The 19,395-nt window shown below is 69.7% G+C and carries 19 protein-coding genes; 8 read left to right on the top strand and 11 right to left on the bottom strand.

The window, feature by feature from the left end:
- Positions 1–148: 148 nt before the first annotated feature.
- The 6 genes from C4V41_RS44260 to C4V41_RS44235 all read right to left on the bottom strand — a co-directional run bounded on the left by C4V41_RS44260 (position 149) and on the right by C4V41_RS44235 (position 5,810).
- A complete protein-coding gene (locus tag C4V41_RS44260; protein WP_103962039.1) occupies positions 149–1,573 on the bottom strand; it encodes an ankyrin repeat domain-containing protein in 1,425 nt (474 codons plus the stop codon).
- Between the two features lie 223 nt (positions 1,574–1,796).
- Positions 1,797–2,105, bottom strand: a complete 309-nt coding sequence (locus C4V41_RS44255) for an ABC transporter permease family protein (RefSeq protein WP_146104013.1) — start codon at positions 2,103–2,105, stop codon at positions 1,797–1,799.
- Between the two features lie 259 nt (positions 2,106–2,364).
- Complete coding sequence (locus C4V41_RS44250) at positions 2,365–3,246, bottom strand: alpha/beta hydrolase (RefSeq protein ID WP_103962037.1); 882 nt, start codon at positions 3,244–3,246, stop codon at positions 2,365–2,367.
- Between the two features lie 18 nt (positions 3,247–3,264).
- Complete coding sequence (locus tag C4V41_RS44245; protein ID WP_103962036.1) at positions 3,265–4,548, bottom strand: MBL fold metallo-hydrolase; 1,284 nt, start codon at positions 4,546–4,548, stop codon at positions 3,265–3,267.
- Positions 4,549–4,689: 141 nt separating this feature from the next.
- A complete protein-coding gene (locus tag C4V41_RS44240; RefSeq protein ID WP_103962035.1) occupies positions 4,690–5,370 on the bottom strand; it encodes an SDR family oxidoreductase in 681 nt (226 codons plus the stop codon).
- Positions 5,367–5,810: a nuclear transport factor 2 family protein gene (locus tag C4V41_RS44235; protein WP_103962034.1), complete on the bottom strand. Its 444-nt coding sequence runs from the start codon at positions 5,808–5,810 to the stop codon at positions 5,367–5,369. Before C4V41_RS44235 ends, C4V41_RS44240 begins: the two co-directional genes overlap by 4 nt.
- An 82-nt stretch (positions 5,811–5,892) precedes the next feature.
- Here C4V41_RS44235 and C4V41_RS44230 point away from each other — a divergent pair, with 82 nt between their 5' ends.
- Complete coding sequence (locus tag C4V41_RS44230; RefSeq protein WP_200824641.1) at positions 5,893–6,765, top strand: LysR family transcriptional regulator; 873 nt, start codon at positions 5,893–5,895, stop codon at positions 6,763–6,765.
- A gap of 9 nt (positions 6,766–6,774) precedes the next feature.
- Here the strand turns inward: C4V41_RS44230 and C4V41_RS44225 are convergent, their stop codons facing one another.
- Both C4V41_RS44225 and C4V41_RS44220 read right to left on the bottom strand, forming a co-directional pair.
- Positions 6,775–7,329: a DoxX family protein gene (locus C4V41_RS44225; protein WP_103962032.1), complete on the bottom strand. Its 555-nt coding sequence runs from the start codon at positions 7,327–7,329 to the stop codon at positions 6,775–6,777.
- 36 nt (positions 7,330–7,365) lie between these two features.
- Entirely contained in the window at positions 7,366–7,701 is a 336-nt protein-coding gene (locus C4V41_RS44220; RefSeq protein ID WP_103962031.1) for a VOC family protein, read from the bottom strand.
- Positions 7,702–7,851: 150 nt separating this feature from the next.
- On the opposite strand from C4V41_RS44220, the gene C4V41_RS44215 reads away from it, so the two are divergent.
- The 3 genes from C4V41_RS44215 (at position 7,852) to C4V41_RS44205 (ending at position 12,827) form a co-directional block, all read left to right on the top strand.
- Positions 7,852–10,614 (top strand): LuxR C-terminal-related transcriptional regulator, encoded by a 2,763-nt coding sequence (locus tag C4V41_RS44215; RefSeq protein ID WP_103962030.1) that lies wholly within the window; start codon positions 7,852–7,854, stop codon positions 10,612–10,614.
- Between the two features lie 33 nt (positions 10,615–10,647).
- Positions 10,648–11,352 (top strand): DUF4267 domain-containing protein, encoded by a 705-nt coding sequence (locus tag C4V41_RS63415; protein ID WP_200824640.1) that lies wholly within the window; start codon positions 10,648–10,650, stop codon positions 11,350–11,352.
- Between the two features lie 164 nt (positions 11,353–11,516).
- Positions 11,517–12,827, top strand: a complete 1,311-nt coding sequence (locus tag C4V41_RS44205; protein WP_103962028.1) for an FAD-binding oxidoreductase — start codon at positions 11,517–11,519, stop codon at positions 12,825–12,827.
- Positions 12,828–12,905: 78 nt separating this feature from the next.
- On the opposite strand, the gene C4V41_RS44200 is transcribed toward C4V41_RS44205, so the two are convergent.
- Positions 12,906–13,817: a LysR family transcriptional regulator gene (locus tag C4V41_RS44200; protein ID WP_103962027.1), complete on the bottom strand. Its 912-nt coding sequence runs from the start codon at positions 13,815–13,817 to the stop codon at positions 12,906–12,908.
- A 159-nt stretch (positions 13,818–13,976) separates the two neighbouring features.
- Here C4V41_RS44200 and C4V41_RS44195 point away from each other — a divergent pair, with 159 nt between their 5' ends.
- The 3 genes from C4V41_RS44195 (at position 13,977) to C4V41_RS44185 (ending at position 16,599) form a co-directional block, all read left to right on the top strand.
- Complete coding sequence (locus C4V41_RS44195; RefSeq protein WP_103962026.1) at positions 13,977–15,188, top strand: MFS transporter; 1,212 nt, start codon at positions 13,977–13,979, stop codon at positions 15,186–15,188.
- Positions 15,189–15,247: 59 nt separating this feature from the next.
- A complete protein-coding gene (locus tag C4V41_RS44190) occupies positions 15,248–15,493 on the top strand; it encodes a hypothetical protein (protein ID WP_235030765.1) in 246 nt (81 codons plus the stop codon).
- 149 nt (positions 15,494–15,642) lie between these two features.
- Positions 15,643–16,599, top strand: coding sequence for a cyclase family protein (locus C4V41_RS44185; RefSeq protein ID WP_235030764.1), 957 nt, complete (start codon positions 15,643–15,645; stop codon positions 16,597–16,599).
- Between the two features lie 71 nt (positions 16,600–16,670).
- On the opposite strand, the gene C4V41_RS44180 is transcribed toward C4V41_RS44185, so the two are convergent.
- Entirely contained in the window at positions 16,671–17,915 is a 1,245-nt protein-coding gene (locus C4V41_RS44180) for a tetratricopeptide repeat protein (protein WP_103962024.1), read from the bottom strand.
- A 237-nt stretch (positions 17,916–18,152) separates the two neighbouring features.
- Here C4V41_RS44180 and C4V41_RS44175 point away from each other — a divergent pair, with 237 nt between their 5' ends.
- Positions 18,153–18,809: a CAP domain-containing protein gene (locus C4V41_RS44175; RefSeq protein WP_160150596.1), complete on the top strand. Its 657-nt coding sequence runs from the start codon at positions 18,153–18,155 to the stop codon at positions 18,807–18,809.
- A 119-nt stretch (positions 18,810–18,928) separates the two neighbouring features.
- On the opposite strand, the gene C4V41_RS44170 is transcribed toward C4V41_RS44175, so the two are convergent.
- The gene (locus tag C4V41_RS44170; protein ID WP_103962022.1) at positions 18,929–19,309 is read right to left on the bottom strand and encodes a hypothetical protein; all 381 of its coding nucleotides are present in this window, start codon (positions 19,307–19,309) and stop codon (positions 18,929–18,931) included.
- Positions 19,310–19,395: the final 86 nt, after the last annotated feature.

Here is a 19,395-nt window from a genome sequence, read left to right as displayed (position 1 = left end):
GTCGCCGATCAGCTCCAGGATGTCCCGCCCGGGCCGGCCATTGTGGAGCTGGCCCCGACCATGGTCGGGGCCGGAACCGCACTGGCCACTGCCGACGGCGGACGCGGCCCCGACTTGGCGCTGCTCGCGCTCGTGAGTGAGCCGGCCGCTAGCTCAAGAACTCCGCCACCTCGGCCTGGCCCGCGAACTGTGCCCACTCCAGCGGGGTGGCGTCGTAATCGAACTCCCGTAGCGACCGGTCAGCACCCAGCTCCACCAGCACTCGTACCATCGCCAGGTCTCCTGCCCGTGCCGCCTTGTGCAACGCCGTCGACGGGAGGCGTGCGTTTACGTCGAAGCCCAGCGCGCAGGCCAGCCGTACGGCCGGCACGTGGCCGTACTCGGCGGCCTTGATGAGCAGGTCCCGTCGTTTTGTCAGCAGGCGCCGGACCAGTGCGCGGTCGCCGCTCACCAGGTGTTCGAGCTCCTGGCGATCCCCTCGCATGACCGCCGCTTCCACGGCGTCCAGCCCGCGTAACGTGCCGGAGGCCCCCGCGTCGGACAGGAGCCGCGCGACCTGCGTATGCCCGCCGAGCAGTGCCAGCTCCAGCGGCGTGTGCCCGCCGAAGAACGGATGCCCGTCGGCGGGGGCGCCGTGCGCCAGCAGGCACCGCATCCGCCGTGCCTGGCCGCGCAACGCGGCTGTCAGCACCGTGTTCGCCAGCATGCGGGCCGGCGAGTCCTGTACGCGCCCCAGCCTGGCCTTCCACGGCCCGCCGTCCCCGCGGCCGAGGCCGAACTCCAGCAGCAACTCCAGGTAGCCGGTGTCGTCACCCCCGACTCCGCGGTTGTACAGGGCCCGGCCGTCATTGGCGTCCGTCCCTGCCTCCAGGAGCACGCGGGCCAGCTCCAGTTCCCGCGGGTGCGGTGGTTGCCTCAGCTCTCCTCCGCCCAGGGCCCCGGTCAGAGCGGTGTACGGCGGCCCCTGCCCCTCAGGCAGGTAGCCGGCGTTCGAATCGGCTCCCGCGCCCAGCAGCACCCGCGCCGCCCCCACCGCGTCGGCCTGCGTCACCCGGGAAAAGGCCAGATACAGCAGCGGCTCCCAGCCGAATGGGCCACCGGATGCCCGGGCCGACGCGGGGTCGGCCGCGACCAGGCGGGCCATCCCCGCCGCGTCGCCCACCGCCGCCATCGTCCACACCGACGCGCCTGCCGTCTCGGGATGGGCGGCCAGCAGCCGCGCCGCGGCCTCGGTGCTCGCGGGTCCGCCGTAGGTCAGGCAGGCCAGCCGCAGAAACTCGATTGCGGCGTCGGCCGAAGGGCCCGCGTCATGTGGCCGGCGCGCGAACGTGGCCACCATCTTCAGGTGGGCCCGCAGCTGGGACCAGCTCGTGAAACCGTACTTGCGGGCCACCGCCAGTTGCGCGTCGGCCAGCCGCAGGTCCGACGGCGATTGCGGCAGTGGTATCGGACGCAGCCACCCCCCGGCCGTCGCGAGCGCTTTGGCCTCGCCCGCACGGACGCCGCGCAGGAGCTGCTTGGCCTCGTTCCTGAGGTGGTCGAGGCTGGGGTTTTCGGGCAGACGGTTCGCCACGAAGATCTCCCTTTCGGATACTGCCCGACGTCCGCATCTCCGGGCCGAAAAGGAGGAATAGCTCAATGACCAGCTTGCTGATGCTCGGGTGGGCTGAGCCCTTTCCGCGGACCGGTTGCGTCCCGAGACGCTGATCCGGATCGTACCTTCTGCTGGTCGCGGTGCACCACACCGAAACGGCGTTGCGGAGCGAGGAACAGCGCCGGCGGCGGCGAAACCATGATCAGGCCGGCCGCGCTGACGAGCGCCCAGTCGGGGGAGAAACCCTGCTGGAAGGAGTAGCAGCGACAGCGGTACCGGCAGGCTCCAGGAACAGCTGGATGGGCAGGGAGCTGACGGCCAGCAGGTAGAGGATGAACAGGCCGGGTCTGGGCAGGTCGAGCCGGGCGAGCGTGTAGGCGGCGCAGCCGGAGATGACGCAGACCCCCGCCGCGGTCGACAAGGCGATGATCGCGCTGTTGAGCAGGCCCGCGCCCATGTTCAGCCCGGCCGTGTACAGCCATGGGGGAGTGGCCGGCGAGACCTTGCCCACGGTCTTCGTCCTGGCCGAACTGGCCGGCGACCTCGCCACGGCCCTCGGCTCGGCCGCGCTGGTCGCCCGACAGCAGGCCCGCCACGCTGTGCGGAGCCGCCGTGCCTGACACGTGGCGCCCGGCATGTCGATGGGGTCGCGGGCGTCCTGATCCCCGACTTGACCTCGCAGGTCACTTGCTGGATGCGCGTGACGCGATCTTAGACGTACATAGAAATCTACAATGTAAAGGCGGGCGGATGGTGAAAATCCAAAATTGCTACCCAACCACAAGCGTGCTGGCGAAGTGAGCCGCTGCGGCGTTCACTGCCGTCGTGACCTGCGGTTCCTGGTCATAGAAGGCGAACTGGTCGCCCTCGGTCCAGACGAACTCCTTGGGTCCGGCCAGTGCGGCGTGGAAGCGCCGCGCTCCGTCCGGTATGGCGGCGTCTTCGCTGTGGACGAGGAGGACGGGCTGGGTGAGGCGGGAGGCGAGGGAGATCGAGTCGTAGCCGAGCCAGCCCGGCCATGCCATCACCGCGAAGCGGTTGGGCCACTGGGGGAGGCCGCCGCGGTCGGGGTTGAGATAGAAGTCGATGTCGAACGGCATGGCGGCGCGAGGGTCGGAGCCGCTGACGACCGGTACGTATTCGACGTCGCCGGTCGCCTCGTACGTCGCGCGTGCCCGTGCGGCCTCGGCGAGCTTGCCTGCGATGCTGTACACCTCCTGGCAGATCGCGGGGTCGTGCAGCCAGGGTGCGACGAGGGCCAGCGATCGGATGCGGGGGTCGTCGGCGGCGTTCCCGCTCATGTACATCGCGGCCGCGCAGACGCCGAGGGCGCCGAGACGGGAGGCGTCGATCGCGGGATGTTGGGCGAGGAAGGTGACCGCGTGGTTGATGTCGCGGACTTTCCGTTGCGGCACTTCGTGGTCGCGGGGCTCGCCCTCGGATTCGCCGTAGCCGGTGAAGTCGAAGGACAGGGCGGCGAAGCCGCGGTCGGCGAGTCGTTCGGCGTATCGGTCGGCCATCTGCTCCTTGATGCTCGTCCAGGTGCCCGCCACGACGATGCCGGGCGCCGGGTCGGCGTCGGCGGGCAGAAACAGGTTTCCGGTCAGTGTCGCGTCTCCGGCGGGGAATTTCACTTTCTGTACGGTGGTCATGGATGTTCGTTCCTCTGGTCAGTTCGCGTAGGTCAGTTCGGCTTTGGTGATGAACGTGCCGTCGATGGTGAAGGCGTAGTAGGCGTCGAAGCCTCCCTGGCCGCCGGGGGCGAAGCGGACTCGGAGGCGTTGGTGATCGGGCCGGTTCTCGGCGACTCCGATGACGGTGAGGCTGCCGCCGATGACCTCGGCCCGGGCCCAGTCGCGGATCGCGGTGCGACCTTTGAAGCGTCGTCCGACGTCGATGAGCTCTGCGTTGTCGGCGAATGCTCCGGCCAGCGCGTCGAGGTTTCGGGTGTTGACCGCGGTGACGTAGGTGCGTACCGGTGCGAGCAGATGGGGGGTGTCCGCGCAGGCGGCGGGCGTCTTGGCGGGGTCTTCGGCGGACAGCTCTCGCGCGACGGCCTTGATGTTCTCCTGCGCGATGGTCGGAAGGTCCGCGACCGGTGGATGGCCGGGGTAGGCGCGGTCGAGTTCGGTGGTGATCGATTTCTGTTCGCCGGGGGAGACCGTTCTGCCTTCGGGGGAGTCCGGGGTGACGGCCGGCCGTACCAGAGCGCGGAATGCCTGGAGGTAGCGGCGCTGTTCGTCGATCAGTGTGCGGGCGGGGCCTGCGGCACCGTGTCCCGGGTACATCGTCCTGGCCCCGGGGAAGCGTTCGCCGAGCTGGTCGAGGATCTGTAGCCAGCCGCAGCTGGTTCCCTCGATCAGTGCGGGTGTGACCTTGCCGGTCGCCAGGTCGCCGGAGAAGAGGTCGCCGGTGTCGGGACGGTAGTAGACGTTCGCGGTGTCGGATTCGCCGTGGACGAACGTGGCGGTTTCGAAGCGGAGGCCGCCGGCCTGCAGGGGTGTGCCGTCCTCGAAGGTGCGGTCGGCGTAGGTGAGGGTGGCGGGGAAGTCCGCGTTCGCCGAGCGGGCGAGCGGGTAGAAGCCCCGGCTGTCTTCCCGCATCGTCTTGTCGGTCGCCTTGGACGCGTAGATGGGGGCGTTGGGGAACGCTTGGTGGAAGGCGCCCGCTCCGCCCACGTGGTCGGGGTGGGAGTGGGTGAGCAGGATGGCGGCGACCGGCTTGCCGGTTTTCTTGATCTCCGCCACGGCTTTGCGGGCGTCGGTCGGCGTGCGGAGGGTGTCGATGAGGATCAGGCCCTCGGGTGCCTGGATCCAGTAGGTGTTGACCGATCCCGGGTTGGGTGAGGCGAAGCGTCCCGGCTCCGCCGTTTGCTTCGAACAGGCCGCCACCGACGCGATCGCGCATGCGGTGGCGGAGCTTGCGGCGAGAAGGCGCCGCAGTCTCTGGTTCATCTGGAGCCTTCGTGAAGGTGGGGGTTCAGCGGATTTCGCCCTGGTATTCGCCGGACAGCAGCGCGTTCACGGCGGCCCGGACTCCCGTACGGCGGACTCGGATGCGGCCATGTAGCGGGTCATGTCGCCGTCCATCGTGCTTCACCAGGGGAGGGGGCGGCCGTCGCGGAAGAATCCGCCGGTCGGGCCGTCGTCGGGCAGGGTGGCCGCCCAGACGATGCCGGCCGCGCCCTCGGAGATGGGACGGCCGCCCGGGCCTCCCATGTCCGTGGCGACCCAGCCTGGGCAGATCGCGTTGACGAGGACGCCGTCGCCGCGAAGCTCTGCCGCCAGCATGCGGGTCAGGGCGTTGAGGGCCACCTTGGTGGTGCTGTACGCGGGGGTGCCGCCGCCCATGTTGGTCAGCGAGGCCGCTTCGCTGGAGACGTTGACGATCCGGGGGTGCGCGCTCTCGCGCAGGAGTGGCAGCAGTTCCTGGATCAGTCGCCAGGGGCCGTACAGGTTGGTCTCGGCGGCCTCGCGGACGACGTCCAGGTCGGCGGACGCGCCGCGCTGCCAGGTGTCGTAGGTGATGGCGGCGTTGTTGACCAGAACGTCCAGCCGTCCGTACCGCTCGGTGACAGTGGCCGCCGTTCCCGTGATGTCCTCCTCGGAGGTGACGTCGAGCCGTAGTGGGACGATGTCGCCTCCGAGTTCCTTGGCCGCGGTTTCGGCCGCGTCCGGTGATCGGGCGGTGAGGAGGACGGTGTGGCCGAGTGCCGCCAGCCGGTGGCAGACCTCCCGGCCGATTCCCCGGTTGCCGCCGGTGACCAGGGCGATCATCCGTTTCCCGCCAGATCCTTGTTGCCGTCGGCCCAGGTGATGGTCATGACCACGGCGCGGATCTTCCACGTGCCGTCCGTCCGGGTCAGGTCGAAGCGGTAGGTGCCGCCCAGCGTCCACAGTGGTGAGCCGAACGGATTGGTGCGGCGGTGGGTGGCCTGGAACGACGCGGTGCAGAGCGCGGTGGCGCCGTCGACGGTCACCAGGTGGTTGGTGATGAGGTGCTGCGTGGCGTCGAACGCGCTGAACAGGCTCGACCATGCCTTGACGATCTGCGGGGGCGTCAGCACGGCGGGTTCGCCGCCGTTCAGGCTGGTGTAGTCGAGGGTCACCGAGTCCGCGAACACTTCACCCAGGCGGTTCCACTCGCGTTGGTCGGCGTGCCATGCCATGCGGGTGCAGGTCTCGATGATCGCCAGGCGATCCTCCGTGGTGCTCATGCCGCAATCGTGGTGCCGGCCTTTCTCGCGCGTCCAATATCTGCTGTAATAGCCGACGGTTATGGATGCTCATCTGCGTGACATGAGGTATTTCGTGGCCGTGGCGGAGGAGCTCAGCTTCACCCGCGCGGCTGAGCGCCTGTTCATCTCGCAGCCGGCGCTCAGCAAGCAGATACGCCAGCTCGAAGAGCTGATGCGGGTGAGGCTGTTCGACCGCGACCGGCGTACGGTGCGGCTCACCGCGCCGGGGGAGGCGCTGTTGCCGGCCGCCCGCGAGTTGCTCCGGCAGTGGGACGAGGCCCAGCGGGCCGTCGGTGATGCCGCCACCGCCTCATGGCTGACCGTGGGCTTGTCGACCAGTGTCGGACGTGGCCTCTTGAGGACGTTGCGGGAACGGTTCGCCGAACGCCGGCCGGGCTGTGAGCTGCGGTTTCGCCAGGTCAACTGGACCGATCCGACGGCGGGTCTGGCCGAGGGCGAGGTCGATGTGGCCTTTGTCTGGGTGCCGTTCCCGGGTCAGGACGATCTCAACGTCCGGGTCGTGGCCCGAGAGCCGCGCTGGGTCGCGTTCCGGCACGATCACTGGCTGGCCGGACGGGACGAGGTCGGCTTCGCCGAACTGCTGGACGAGAGGTTCGTGGCGCTCCCCGAAAGTGCCGGCCTGCTCCGCGATCACTGGCTCGCGACCGATGAGCGCGGCGGGCGGCCACCGGTGGTCTGCACGACCGTGACGAACGCCGAGGAGACCTTCGCGGCGATCGAGAGCGCGGGCACGATCGTCCTGCTCGCCGCTGGGAACGCCGAGATATACCGGCGGCCGGGGATCATGACGATCCCGGTGACGGGGCTGTCCCCGAGCGTGCTCGCTCTCGCGTGGCGGCCCGGCGATCATCGCAGCATCATCCGCGACCTGGTCGAGGCTCTATCGCCGGAGCCGCAGCGCCTTGGGACGTGATCCCGGGGATCAGAATTGCACGTTGGTCATCGTGTACCAGGTCGGAACGAACGCCAGCAGGGCCAGTGCGGCGAGGACGGCGATCGATTTGAGGACGGGTGACGTGGTGACGATCGCGGGGGTGATGGGCCGCCATGTCCATCGTCCGATCGCGATGAACGCCGCGACGCCTCCCAGCAGGAGGTTCGCCGGCACCAACGCGTATTCGCCGCGCATGATGTGAAAACCGGCCGCGAGGATCATCGTCAGCGTCAGGCCGACGGCGGCGAGTGGGGTCAGCTTCGGTTGGACTTTGGTCATGGCCGGCAGGATCAGGCCGATGCCGCCGAGTACCTCACAGACTCCGATGAAGACGATCAGGGGCTGCGGCACCGCGGCGTACCAGGCCACGGCCTGGGGCGCTGCCGCGTACAGGCTCCCGTCGTACAGCAGCACCTTGCCGAATCCGCTGCCGGCGAAGAAGAAGCCGAACAACGCTTGCAGGGACCAGAGTGCGCCGTTGAGCGTGATCCTCATTTCGCGTTTCTTGGGCTGCTGATCAATGTCCTTGACGTGCTGGTTCATGTCCTGTCACTACCTTTCAAAGAATCGGGGTGTTCTTCATCGGTCCTGAATCAGGCCGAGGACATGGCCGTCGGTGTCGGTGAAGGTGGCCACCAGGCGGCCGCCGCCGACGTCGTGCGCCGCCTCCTGGACCGTGGCCCCTGCGGCGGTCAGCTCGCCGAGCTTCGCCTCGATGTCGGGTACGTGCCAGTAGGCCACCGGGGCGGTCATGCCCTGCGGTCCACCGTTCGGCACCAGCCCGATGTGCTGCCCGTCGGCCTCGAAGCCGACGTAGTAGGGAGTGTCGTTCTCCGGCTGGACGCCGAGCAGAGCCGCGTAGATCTCCTTGGCCTTGGCCAGGTCGGACACGGGGTGCAGCACGGTCTTGATCATGATGACTCCTGTAGGTGCGATCTGTTGTGCTCCTAGCTTTCATCCCGGCCCGGTCGGTGGTCATCCGTGGTGACCACGGAGTCCACCACGGAGCCGACCACGGATCGCCGGCCCGGATGGAGCACGGAGCAGATGCGACAGAATGTGACTATGGCGGCAGAAGGTGACATCTCTCCAAGGGAGGCCGAGGTGCTGGAGCTGCTCGGCTCGCACCTCAGCAACGCCGAGATCGCAGCGAAGTTGTTCATCTCGGTACGTACCGTCGAGAGCCATGTGTCCTCCATGCTGCGCAAGCTGGGGGTGCCGGATCGGCGGGCGCTCGCCCTGCGCGCGGCCGTCGATCGTCCTCGGCAGGAACCGGTCCCGCTGCCGGCCCCGCTGACCTCGTTCGTCGGCCGGGCCAGGGAGCGGGTGGAGCTGTCCGAGATGATCACGACGCACCGCCAGGTGACCGCGATCGGTCCCGGCGGCGTGGGCAAGACCCGGCTCGCGTTGACGGTGGCGGCGGAGGTGGCCGGCCAGTACGCCGACGGAGTGTGGTTCGCAGACCTGATCCCGGTCACCGATTCCGGCATGATCGCGACCGCTGTCGCGGGTGCGCTGGGACTCGGCGAGCAGCCCGGCCGCGACCTGACCGAGTCGGTGCTCGCCGCGCTGGCCGACCGTCAGGCGCTACTGGTGGTCGACAACTGCGAGCACGTCGTGGACGGGATGGCGCGGTTTCTCGAGCGGCTGCTCGCGGCCTGCCCTCGGGTGAGCGTGCTGGCGACCAGCCAGGCCCGGCTGATGGTGCCGTTCGAGCGGGTGTATCAGGTCCCGCCGTTGTCGCTTGCCGGCGAGTCGGACGCGGTCGCGTTGTTCATGGAGCGGGCGGCGGCGGCCGGTGGGCCGCTGGATCCGCCACAGCACGACCAGATCACCGCGATCTGTGCCCGGCTGGACGGCATGGCGCTGGCGATTGAGCTGGCCGCGGCCCGCTATCCCACGCTCGGGCTGGACGGGATCACCTCCGCTCTGTCCCACCCGCTGCGGATGCTCACCGGCGGTTCCCGCGCCGACCAGCGGCACCGCTCCGTGCGGGCCGTGCTGGACTGGAGCCACGCCCTGCTGGAGCCGGCCGATCAGGAGCTCCTGCACCTGGTGTCGATCTTCGTAGCGCCTTTCACCGCATCGGCGGCGGCCGAGGTCGCCGGATCCGAGATGGGCGTGGTCGCCGACGGACTGGCCCGGCTCGCCGAGCAGAGCCTGCTGGCGGTGACGGCATCCCCGAAGGGCACCTCCTACCGGGCATTGGAGACCATCCGCCAGTACGGGACGGAACGGCTCAGCGAGGCCGGTGAGCTGGCCGGCGCGCGGGCCCGGCACCTGCGCTGGTGCCTCACCCAGGCCGTCGGCCTAGCGGCGGACCGGCCGGACTGGCGGGCCCGGTTCGACGCGGTCGCCGATGACCTCCGCGCGGCGCTGATGTGGGCGGCGGGCGAGCCGGAGCAGCGCGCGGACGCCTGCCGCCTGGCCCGGCACCTGGCCGAGCTGACGTTCACCCGCCACCTGGTCGGCGAAGCGCAGCAACGATACGAGCAGGCGTCCGCGCTCGCCGACGACCCCGCCGCCGCCGCGTCCATGCTCAGGCGGGCGGCCGCCGTGGCCGGCTGCCGGATGCGCGGCGATGACATGTACCGCCTCTACCGCGCCGCCGCGCGCCTCGCAGGTGGTACGGCCGCCGCCGCCGACCTGGCGACCGCCGCGATCGCCACGTATCGGTTCGACACCCAGTTCGAGCAGGTCCCGGAGCCTGCGGAGGTGGTCGCACTGATCACCGAGGCGCGTGAGCTGGCCGGCGACGATCCGTCGGCCCGGGCCATGGTGGCGCTGGCCGAGGCCGGGAGAGCGCTCACGGAGGCGTTCGGTTCCCCCGGCGGCACCGCGCGGGAAACCGTCGCGCTCGTCGAGTCGGCGGTCGCACTCGCCCGCCATGCCGGTGATCCGCTGGGCGAGTCGGCCGCGCTCGACACCCTCACCGTGGCCCAGAGCTGGGCCGGTGACACGTTCGCCAGTGCCGCCACGGCGCGCCGCCGGATCACGCTCCTGTCGTCCGTACCGGACAGTCCGGCCAAGACCCACGAGCTGATCGACGCGCTCGCCGCCTCGATGGAGTCCAGCCTGGGCGCCGGCGACCTGCCGAATGCCCGCCGGTGGGCGCGGCAGCTCGCGGATCATCCGTTGCTGGCCGAGGTCGGCCATCGTGCCACGGCCTGGCTGCTGGTGGCCGACGCGCTGGCGGGCGACGCCGGCGACGTACTCGCCGCCAGTACCCGGTTCCTCGACGCGTGGCGACGCGCGGGCAGTCCCGCACGGGCGGGCCTGGGTCCGCCGGCGGCCGCTGTGGCCATGATTCACGGTCTCCGCGACGACCACGCCGCCCGAGGCGAGTGGAGCGCGATCCTCCGTCGGCTCGACACCTCGCCGTGGCAGACGCACGGGTACGGGGCGGTGTTCGACGCCATCCTCCTGCTTCATCGCGGGCAGGCGGAGGAGGCGATGGAACGGATGGCGCCCGAGCCGGGTGAGGCGCGGATCCCCTGGATCTGGCTCCACTGGTATGCGGCACTTCGTTGTGAAGCCGCCGTGCTCGCCGGGCTTCCCGATGCCCGCGATCGCCTGGCCGGGACCCGGGCCGTCGTGGCCGGCAACCCGCTCGCCGAAGCCATCGTGGAGCGGGCGGAATCCTTCCTCGGCCAGGACCAGAAGCGCCTGCTCGCCACCGCGGACGTGTTCGAGGCCGCCGGCTGCCGCTACCAGGTGGCGCGGACGATGGTGCTCGCCGGCGGCGAGCAGGCCGAGCGTGGCGCGGCGGCGCTCGCCGACCTCGGCCTCGCCCCGATGGCCCCTGCCCCGATGACCTCCGAGCGATAGTCGCGCCTCAAGGTCCTCGCACCGTCCAGCGCGATGGACGAGACCGGCTGCGCCTCGGTGCGCTGCTCCGGCGTGGCCATCGGCTACGCGCTCGGCGCCATTCTGGGCGGCGCCGCTGATGGTGCCGGTGGCGAACTGGCCGCCACCATCGCGCTGGTTGTCCGAGCGGAGGCAGCTCACGAACTCGTCGAAGCGGCGCGGGACGGCGGAATCGACCGGTTCGCGGGCGGCCGTGATGATCAGCCGTTCGCGGCGTTCGGCGATGGCGGACATGGCAACATCATAGCAACGCTAGACAAAATATCCGCGATAGGAATACAGTCGCTACGACATCTAGCGCTGCTATCGAAGGGATATCTCATGCTCGGCACCATCGCCACTGTGCTCGCCGGACTGGTCGGCGCGGGAGTCATCTTCATGGGCACCAGCTTCTTCTGGGCGCCCCAGGCCGCGGTCGGCTTCGGGATCCCCGACACGCCGGCCGAGGGCCGCAGCTTCCATGCCTGGCTGACCGTCAAGGGCTTGCGCGACATCGTCTCCGGGCTGTTCATCCTCATCGTGCTGGTCGGCGGGACGACTCATCAGCTGGGCTGGTTCATGCTGGCCGCCAGCGCCATACCCGTCGGCGACATGGTGATCGTGCTGCGCAGCGACGGGCCCAAGGCGACCGCCTACGGCGTCCACGGCGCCACCGCGGCGGTGATGCTGGCGATCGGCGCGCTGCTGCTCATCGCGTGAACCATGTGGTCCGGCGGCCACGCCGGTCCTCGGATCGGCGAGAACCTGCCGAAGCGGCAGCGTGTTGACGCGCACCGCCGCACGTGCGGGGCCGGAATCGAGGTTTGGGGCGCGGCCCCTCCCATGGTGCGGCACTTCTGAGAACTCTGAAAAGGGAGACGACGATGACGATCAACGATTTGCGCGGTGTCCTCAAGGGGCGCGTGCTCCTGCCCGATGACGACGGCTTTGAACAGGCGGCCACCGCGTGGAATCTGACCGTCAGACAGCCGGTGGCGGCCGTGGCGGAGGCCGCGGATGCCGATGACGTGGCGGCGCTCGTACGTTACGCGCGGCGGGCGGGCATGACGGTGACCGCGCAACCGAGCGGGCATGGCGCCTCGGGTGATGTGGAAGGCCTGATCCTGTTACGTACCGGCCTGCTGGACGAGGTGGAGGTACGCGCGCAGGAGCGCGTGGTCCGGGTGGGCGCGGGCGTGAAGTGGGGGCAGGTGCTGGCGGCGGCCGGTCCGCTGGGGCTGACAGGCCTGGCCGGCAGCGCGCCGGGGGTCAGCGTGACCGGCTACACCCTGGGCGGTGGGGTCGGCTGGTTCAGCCGCAAGTACGGCTTCGCCTCCGACAGCGTACGGGCCATCGACATCGTGGACGCCGACGGCGAGCCGGGCCGGGTGAGCGCCGAGTCCGATCCCGAGCTGTTCTGGGCGTTGCGCGGCGGTGGCGGGGACTTCGCGATGGTGACCGCCCTCGAACTCGAGCTGTATCCCGCGCCGGTCCTGTACGGCGGGCGCGTGATCTGGCCGGAGCACCGGACCAGGGAGGTGTACGACGCGTTCCTGGAGATCACCGCCGAGGCGCCACGTGAACTCAGCGTCTGGATCAACCGGCTCCAGCCACCCGGCGCGCCGCCGATGGTGACGCTGGATCTGGCCTACCTGGGTGAGGCGGCTCAGGGGGAGGACCTGCTGGCGCGCATCGACAAGATCGAGGGCGCGCTCTTCGACAGCCGCGGCGTCGTCCCGGTCGCCGACCTGGGTGGCATCGCCGCCGAGCCCACCGATCCGGCCCCCTCCATCGCTCGTGCGGAGCTGCTCACCGGCCTGGACGCGGACGCGGTGGAGCTCCTGCTGGCCAAGCCGGTCGAACCGCTCATCAACGTGCAGATCAGGCACCTGGGCGGGGCGCTCGCCGAGCCGGGCGGCGGGGCTGGTGCGAGCGGCGCGGTGGCCGAGCCGTACCTGCTCGGCCTGGTGGGTCTCGGCCTGCCGCACGCGGCCGATGCGACGCGCGCCAAGCAGGCCGAGGTTGTGGCCGACCTGGGGGCCTACATCAGTGGCCGCAAGCCGTACACGCTGCTGGCTCCCGGCGACGCGGCGGCGACGTCCTTCTCCGGCGGCGCGCTGGCGCGGCTGCGGGAGATCAAGCGGGCCCGTGACCCGCACAACGTGTTCCGCGCGAATTACCCGGTGCTCGGATAGATCGGTGCCCAGCAGGTCACGGCCCCTCCGCCCACGGGTGCGGCGGGGCCGCACCGAACCCGTGTGACAGAGGCCTCGTCACCCCGATTGACCCGACTTGGGAGAGGGCGTCTCCTCCAGCCGGAGGGCGTCGGTGGTGGTGCGCAGGGCGGCGATGAAGGCGGTGGTGGCGGGCGGGTCGGGTGGTTCGCCGAACGCGGCGAGATAGATGCGGCGCCGGAACTCGGCGGGCAGTTCGCTGGCGACGACCCCGTCCGCGTGGTGAGAGTGCAGTGCGAGGCCGGGCATGGTGGTGACCCCGAGCCCGGCGGCGATGAATGCCTGCTCGACGACGATGTCCTCGCTGGTGTAGGTGATGCGCGGGCTGAATCCGGCGGCTTCGCAGAACCGGAGCAGGTCACCGCGGCAGTTCTCGCAGCCCGCGATCCACGCCGAGTCCCGGTGGTCGGCGAGCGTCTGGCCAGGGCGCCGGCTGAGCAGGTACATCGGGTCGTCGAGGAGATAGGAGTAGCGGATGCCGTCCTCCGGCACGGCGTCGTCGTAGCGGTGCACGATGGCCAGGTCGGCCGAGCCGTCGCGCAGCCGCTGCTGGGCCACCGTGGGATGGGCGTCGGCCAGGTGCAGTTCAATGTTCGGGTACGACTGGGCCAGCGCCATGGCCGCGGGCGGGACCAGCACGCTCAAGGCCGAGCTGAAGGCCGTGAGGCGGACCCGGCCCGTCTGCAGCCCGAGCTGGGCGGCCAGTTCGGCGCCGGCCGCGTCGACCCGGCCGACGATCTCCGCAGCGCGGCGGGCGAGCAGCTCGCCCTCGGGCGTGAGCCGGATGCCACGCCCGACGCGCTGGATCAGCTTGGCTCCGGTCGCCGCCTCCAGCCGGGCCAGATGGTGGCTGATCGAGGGCTGGGAGTAGTGCAACGTCTTGGCCGCCTCGGTGACCGAGCCGTGGGCGGCGACCGCCGCCAGGACGCGAAGCCGGACGATGTCGAGCATTCATCAAGCTTATCGATGAATTCTTGCTAAAGGTGGCATTAGACGCATAAGCCCTCTGGGGTGCAGGCTCGTCGTGAGCCGAGACCGGGTCGACCGCGACGGCCGAGCCGGTTGCGGTCGATGTTCCGGCGGCGGACGAGAGTGAGGGAATCCCCAGCGATGCGTACGTACCAGGAACTGTTTCGAACGCCCGAGTTCACCCCCCTGTTCGCGGCTTCGTGCGCGCAGGTCGCCTCGACCACGCTGAACGGGCTGGCGCTCGCCACACTGGTGTACGCCCATACGGATTCCCCGTTGCTGGCCGCGTTGAGCATGTTCGGGCCGTCGTTCGCCGAACTGGTCGGCGCCACCACGCTGCTGTCGGTGGCCGACCGGGTGCGACCGCGTACGGCGCTGACGCTGACCGCGCTGGCCGGCGGCGTGGCCGGCGTGGCGCTGGCCATGCCGGGCATGCCGCTGTGGGCGATGTTCGCGGTGATCTTGGTTCTGGGCCTGGTCGGCTCGGTCGGCGGCGGTGTCCGGTACGGCCTGCTCAACGAGATCGTGCCGCCGGGCGGGTACGTGCTCGGCCGTTCGGCGCTCAACATCTCGGTCGGCGCGATGCAGATCGCCGGCTTCGCGCTCGGCGGCATTCTGCTGGCGGTGGTGTCGCCGCGTGCGACGCTGACCATCAGCGCGGCGCTGGCCTTCGTCGCGGCCCTGGTGCTGCGGTGGGGACTCAGCGCCCGGCCGGCGCGGGCGTCCGGCCGCCCGTCCGTCGCGGCCACCTGGCAGGTCAACCGGCACCTGCTGTCCACGCCGGCCCGCCGGGCCGTCTATCTGGCGACGTGGGTGCCCAACGGCCTGGTGGTGGGCTGCGAGGCGCTGTTCGTGCCGTACGCGCCGCGGTCCGCCGCCGCGCTGTTCGTCGCGGCGGCGCTGGGCATGCTGTTCGGCGATCTGGCCGCCGGGCGGTTCATGTCGCCGCGGGGGAGACGGCGGTACGTCACTCCGCTGCGATTCTTGCTCGCGCTGCCGTACCTGCTGTTCGCGCTGCCGCTCGGCACGCCGGTCGCGGCCGGCGTCGTCGCGGTGGCGTCGATGGGCTTCGCGTCCACGCTGCTGCTGCAGGAACGGCTGATCGCGCTGATCGGCGAAGACGTCCGCGGTCAGGCGCTGGGCCTGCACGTCACCGGCATGAAGGCGATGCAGGCGGCCGGCGCCACGCTGGCCGGGCTGGTCGCGCAGTATCTGCCCGCGGGTGCGGCGATGGCCGTGATGGCGGTGGCGTCGCTCGCTGCCACCGCGATGCTCACCCCGGCCCTGCGCCTGCCGAACGGGACCCCGCAGTCCGCACCACAACCGGCCCCTGCGCAGGCAGTGGCCGACTGAGAAACGACAATGAATCGTACGAGGCCGCCGAGGTTCTGAACCGGCCGCTCAGCCGGGAGATGCTCATCCGCGGCCGGGCCGAACTGGACTTCGTCGACGGCATCCCGGACGAATACCTCCAGACGACCAGCACCTACCAGATGACGCCCGAGCAACGAATCGAGTGGGAGGCGGAAATATGTTCCCTCTACCGCGACGGCATGGTCCGGATCGTCGTGACCCCGACCTGGGCCAAGCTGATCGACTTCGAGACGACCCTGCCGGAGGAACTGATCCGGCAACGGAAGGAACGTCAGCCCGCCTGAGCGCCCGCAGCCGCGCCACGCCCGTGGACGCGACCAGCCCGCTGATCTTGTATTATGCCGGCTCAGCGAGCCTTGACATGTCAAAGGAGAGGGCGGGACACCGAGCCTTCGGTGCCTCGAACCGCGTGACAGAAGGAGCCGATGCTGGGATGACGGCAGAGCGACCGATGCCCACACAGGACGACGTGCTCGGGTACTTCAACACGCTGTCGAACTGGGGACGGTGGGGCGACGACGACGAGCTCGGCACGCTCAACCACATCACCGACGACGTCCGGCTGGCGGCGGCGCGGGCCGTACGCCATGGCAGGAGCGTGTCGTGCGCCTGGGAGGTCGCCGTACCGGAGGACATGGAGCGGTCGACGACGACGTGCCCGTGCGCCGCCGACATGCCGGGTGCCGAGAACATGCCGGTGCCCGGATTCCACGCCGACCGGCGCTGGGGCTTTTCGTCTGAGCGACTCGGCATCACCTTCCACGGCAACACCCTCACCCACATCGACTCGCCGTGCCACATCTTCTGGGACGGCACGATGTACAACGGGCGGCCGCACTCGTTGGTCGACGCCGCGACGGGATCGGCGTGGGCGGCCGTCACGGCGGCGGCGAACGGGATCGTCACGCGTGGTGTCCTGCTGGACATCGCGAAGGTTCGCGACGTGCCGTGGCTGGAACCGGGGCAGGGTGTGTTCCCCGACGATCTCGAAGAGGCCGAGCGTCGCCAGGGTGTGCGGGTGCGCCCCGGCGACGCGGTGCTCCTGCGGACCGGCTACGGCCGCGTCCGGCACGAGGCCGGTGAGGCCAGTGGGTTCACGCAGGCCGGCTGGCACGCCTCCTGCCTGCCGTGGCTGCACGAACGGGAGGTCGCGCTGATCGGCGCTGACACCCCTCAGGACGTTCAGCCGTCGGGGTACGAAGACGTGTTGATGCCGGTTCACGCCGTGAGCCTCGTCGCGATGGGTCTGTGGATGCTCGACAACTGCGACCTGGAGGCGTGCGCGACGACGGCCGCCGAGCTCGGCCAGTGGGACTTCCACCTCGCGGTCGCGCCGGTCCGTTTCGCCGGTACGTCCGGCAGCCCGGTCAACCCGATCGCCACCTTCTGACCGCGGTTCACGAGGGGGCGCGACGCCATGGAGGACCCGGCCCGCACCTGGAGCGGCGCGTCCAACTTTGATCAGGTGGCCGGGCCGCGGGCGATGTAGAGGTTCATGCCGGTGAAATCGAGGGTGACGTTGTAGGGCTTGAAGAAGCTGTGCGGGAAATGGGCCGGCGAGTCGAACCCGTTGGGGTCGAGCGGCCGGCTCGGGTTCGTGTAGCCGTAGATGTCCTTGGCGACGGCGTTGCCGAGGCGGATCTCCTTCGGGTAGCAGGGGTAGGTGACGACCGGGCGGCTGTGGCCGAAGGTCTCGACGGGGCGGTCGTAGTCGATGCGGATCCCCAACTGCTTGGCCGTTCCCTCGTGCACGCCCGCGGCGACCTCGCCGGTTCCGCCGAAGCCCACGCCCACCACCCCGCTGCCGGAGCCGGCGACGCCGGCGATGCTGCCCCTGCTGTGGAGCGCGGTCTCGCGGGCCAGCCACAACGGCAGAGGCTCGGCGGCCGCGCGTGCCTTACCGGCCGTTTCGGGGGTGCGGCGGCGCAGGATCAGTTGCCGGCCCGCGTAGTCGAAGGTGGTCAGGAAGTGGTAGAAGACCCACGTGCCGATCATGCCGTCATTCTCCGTGGTGACATCCCCGCCCGACTCCCACTCCATCCACGACACGGGCAGGTTGCGCACTTCGATGCCACCCAGCTTGAACGACTCCAGCACACCCCCGTGCCGCCACACCTTGCCGTTCAAATAATCCATCTTCGAACTGGCGACGGCGCTCAACCCCGCCTCCTTGGCCACCGTCGCCGACACCTCAAGCGACGCCGCACCGGTGTAGAACGTGAAGCGCTTCGACGGTCCGCCGTTGATCGAAACCCCCTCTAGCAGTGGCTGAGGGTCCGTTTGCAGCCAGCGCACCTGCGCGATATCACCATGGATCTGATACGGCTCGCCGCGAAACGCCGCGAACAATGTGGCCGAGCCCTCCTGACCGGCCGCACGCCAGTGCGGTACGGAGAGGGCCAATTTGTCCTGCCGGATATAGCAGTCGGCCAGGAACCGGTGGGCGTCCTTGTCATCAGGCGCCAGCTCGATGGCCATCTTGAGGTACTTCTCAGCGTCCGGGAATTGATTGGCCAGCAGCCCGGCATAGCCACGTCGGCGGGCCGCGTGCACGTTTTCGGGATCTGTTTTCAGGATCTCCTCATATGCGCGCCCGGCCTGCTCGAACTCCCCGGCTTTGAACAACGCATCCGCGTCCCCGCCGCCGGCCACCACGGCGGCGCCCCGCAACAGCGAACGCCGGTCCCATTTCCCGTCATTGACCAAAGCCTTCTCCTCTTCGTGATCACCCGCGCCGGAACACCCTGTCCAGCGAACCGGTCACAGCCGGGTTCAGCGGCCCGCTCGGCACCTCGCCCGCAGCTCGCCCGCTGACCCATCCACTGTCGACCGGCCATGTCCGCGCCTCATCCGCACCCGGTCATGATCGTGTCACGGTCACGCCGCCGAGAAACCGTCACATACGGCCGACCACACACGCACGTCCGCCATAGATCGTGGTTCATGCCGCAGGATGCGAATGCTGAAGTTGCGGAACAGGCAAGGGCGATGGAGAGACGTCGATTCCGGCACTGTTCGGTCGGCGGTATCGCCGATGTCTGGTCTGTGCCAGAATTCGGTGCCGTCCAGCGTCTACCGCAACTGGAGGAATTTCCTATGCGCCGACCCTTTGGGTTATTCGCCGCAGCCGCTGCCCTGATCACGATCGCCGCGCCCGTGAGTGCGGCGCAGGCTGTCACGGCACCCCCGGCTTCCGGCACCGCCAAAGTGGGAACGGCGCGGGAGAACATGGTCGTGCGGCTGGTCAATGCCCGGCGGGCGAAGAAGGGATGCCGCGCGCTCAAGCACCACCCCCAACTCCACCGGGCCGCCCGAGGGCACTCGGCCGACATGGCGGAGGGCGACTACTTCTCGAGCACCTCCCGCGACGGCCGATCCTTCACCGACCGCATCAAGGAGGCCGGTTTCACCGGCGGCACCAACCTGGCGGAGAACATCGCCAAGGGCCAGCGCACCCCGGCCGCGGTCGTGCAGTCCTGGATGGACCACTCCGTAACCAAGGCCACCATCATGAACTGCAAGTTCACCTTCATCGGAGTCGGCGCGGTCGAGGACTCCGAAGGCGCGATCTACTGGACCCAGAACTTCGCCGCCAAGTGACCTGCTTCATGGTGAGGCGCCGGAAAGTACTTCGACTTGGCAGGAACTCAGCACGCGGTTCCGGGCCGTCGGCGACCACCAGGTCACCGCGCTGGCCGTACTCACCGAAGAAACCGGCATCAAAGCCAGCCGATGGGGGAGCACATCACCGAAACCTCGACGGTGATCGTCTTGCTTTTGGGGTTGAGGAAGAACAGGCCCCAGGCGTCGGCCACGCTCCCCGGCTTGTCGCTGGTGATCTCGGGCGCGTTCACTTCGACGGTCACAGGATTCTTCAGGCTGTGTTCTCCGTGGAAGGCGTAGCCGCCGCCGATGGCCTGCTGCCCCTTCGGGCACATCACGTTCGTGGACAGATAACCCTTGGAGACCTGCCTGCTCTCCTTCACGATGGTGATCGCGGGCCCTGAGAGCCGGGCCGCCACCGCGGCCCCGCCCCAGGTGAGCGTGGCGCCCACCAGCGCGCCTGCGATGACGAGCCCGAAGCACGAAAGCCTGCCCATGACCACTTCCCCTCTCGATCGATATGGGAGGAGGGTAGGCCGGTCGTGTTGAGGATCTGTTGAGGATCTGTCAGGCCGCTGACCAG

Origin of the sequence: Nonomuraea solani (assembly GCF_900108335.1) — a bacterium.
Classification (GTDB): domain Bacteria; phylum Actinomycetota; class Actinomycetes; order Streptosporangiales; family Streptosporangiaceae; genus Nonomuraea; species Nonomuraea solani.
The sequence above is the reverse complement of the archived record's forward strand: the minus strand, read 5'-3'. Positions and strand labels throughout refer to the sequence as shown.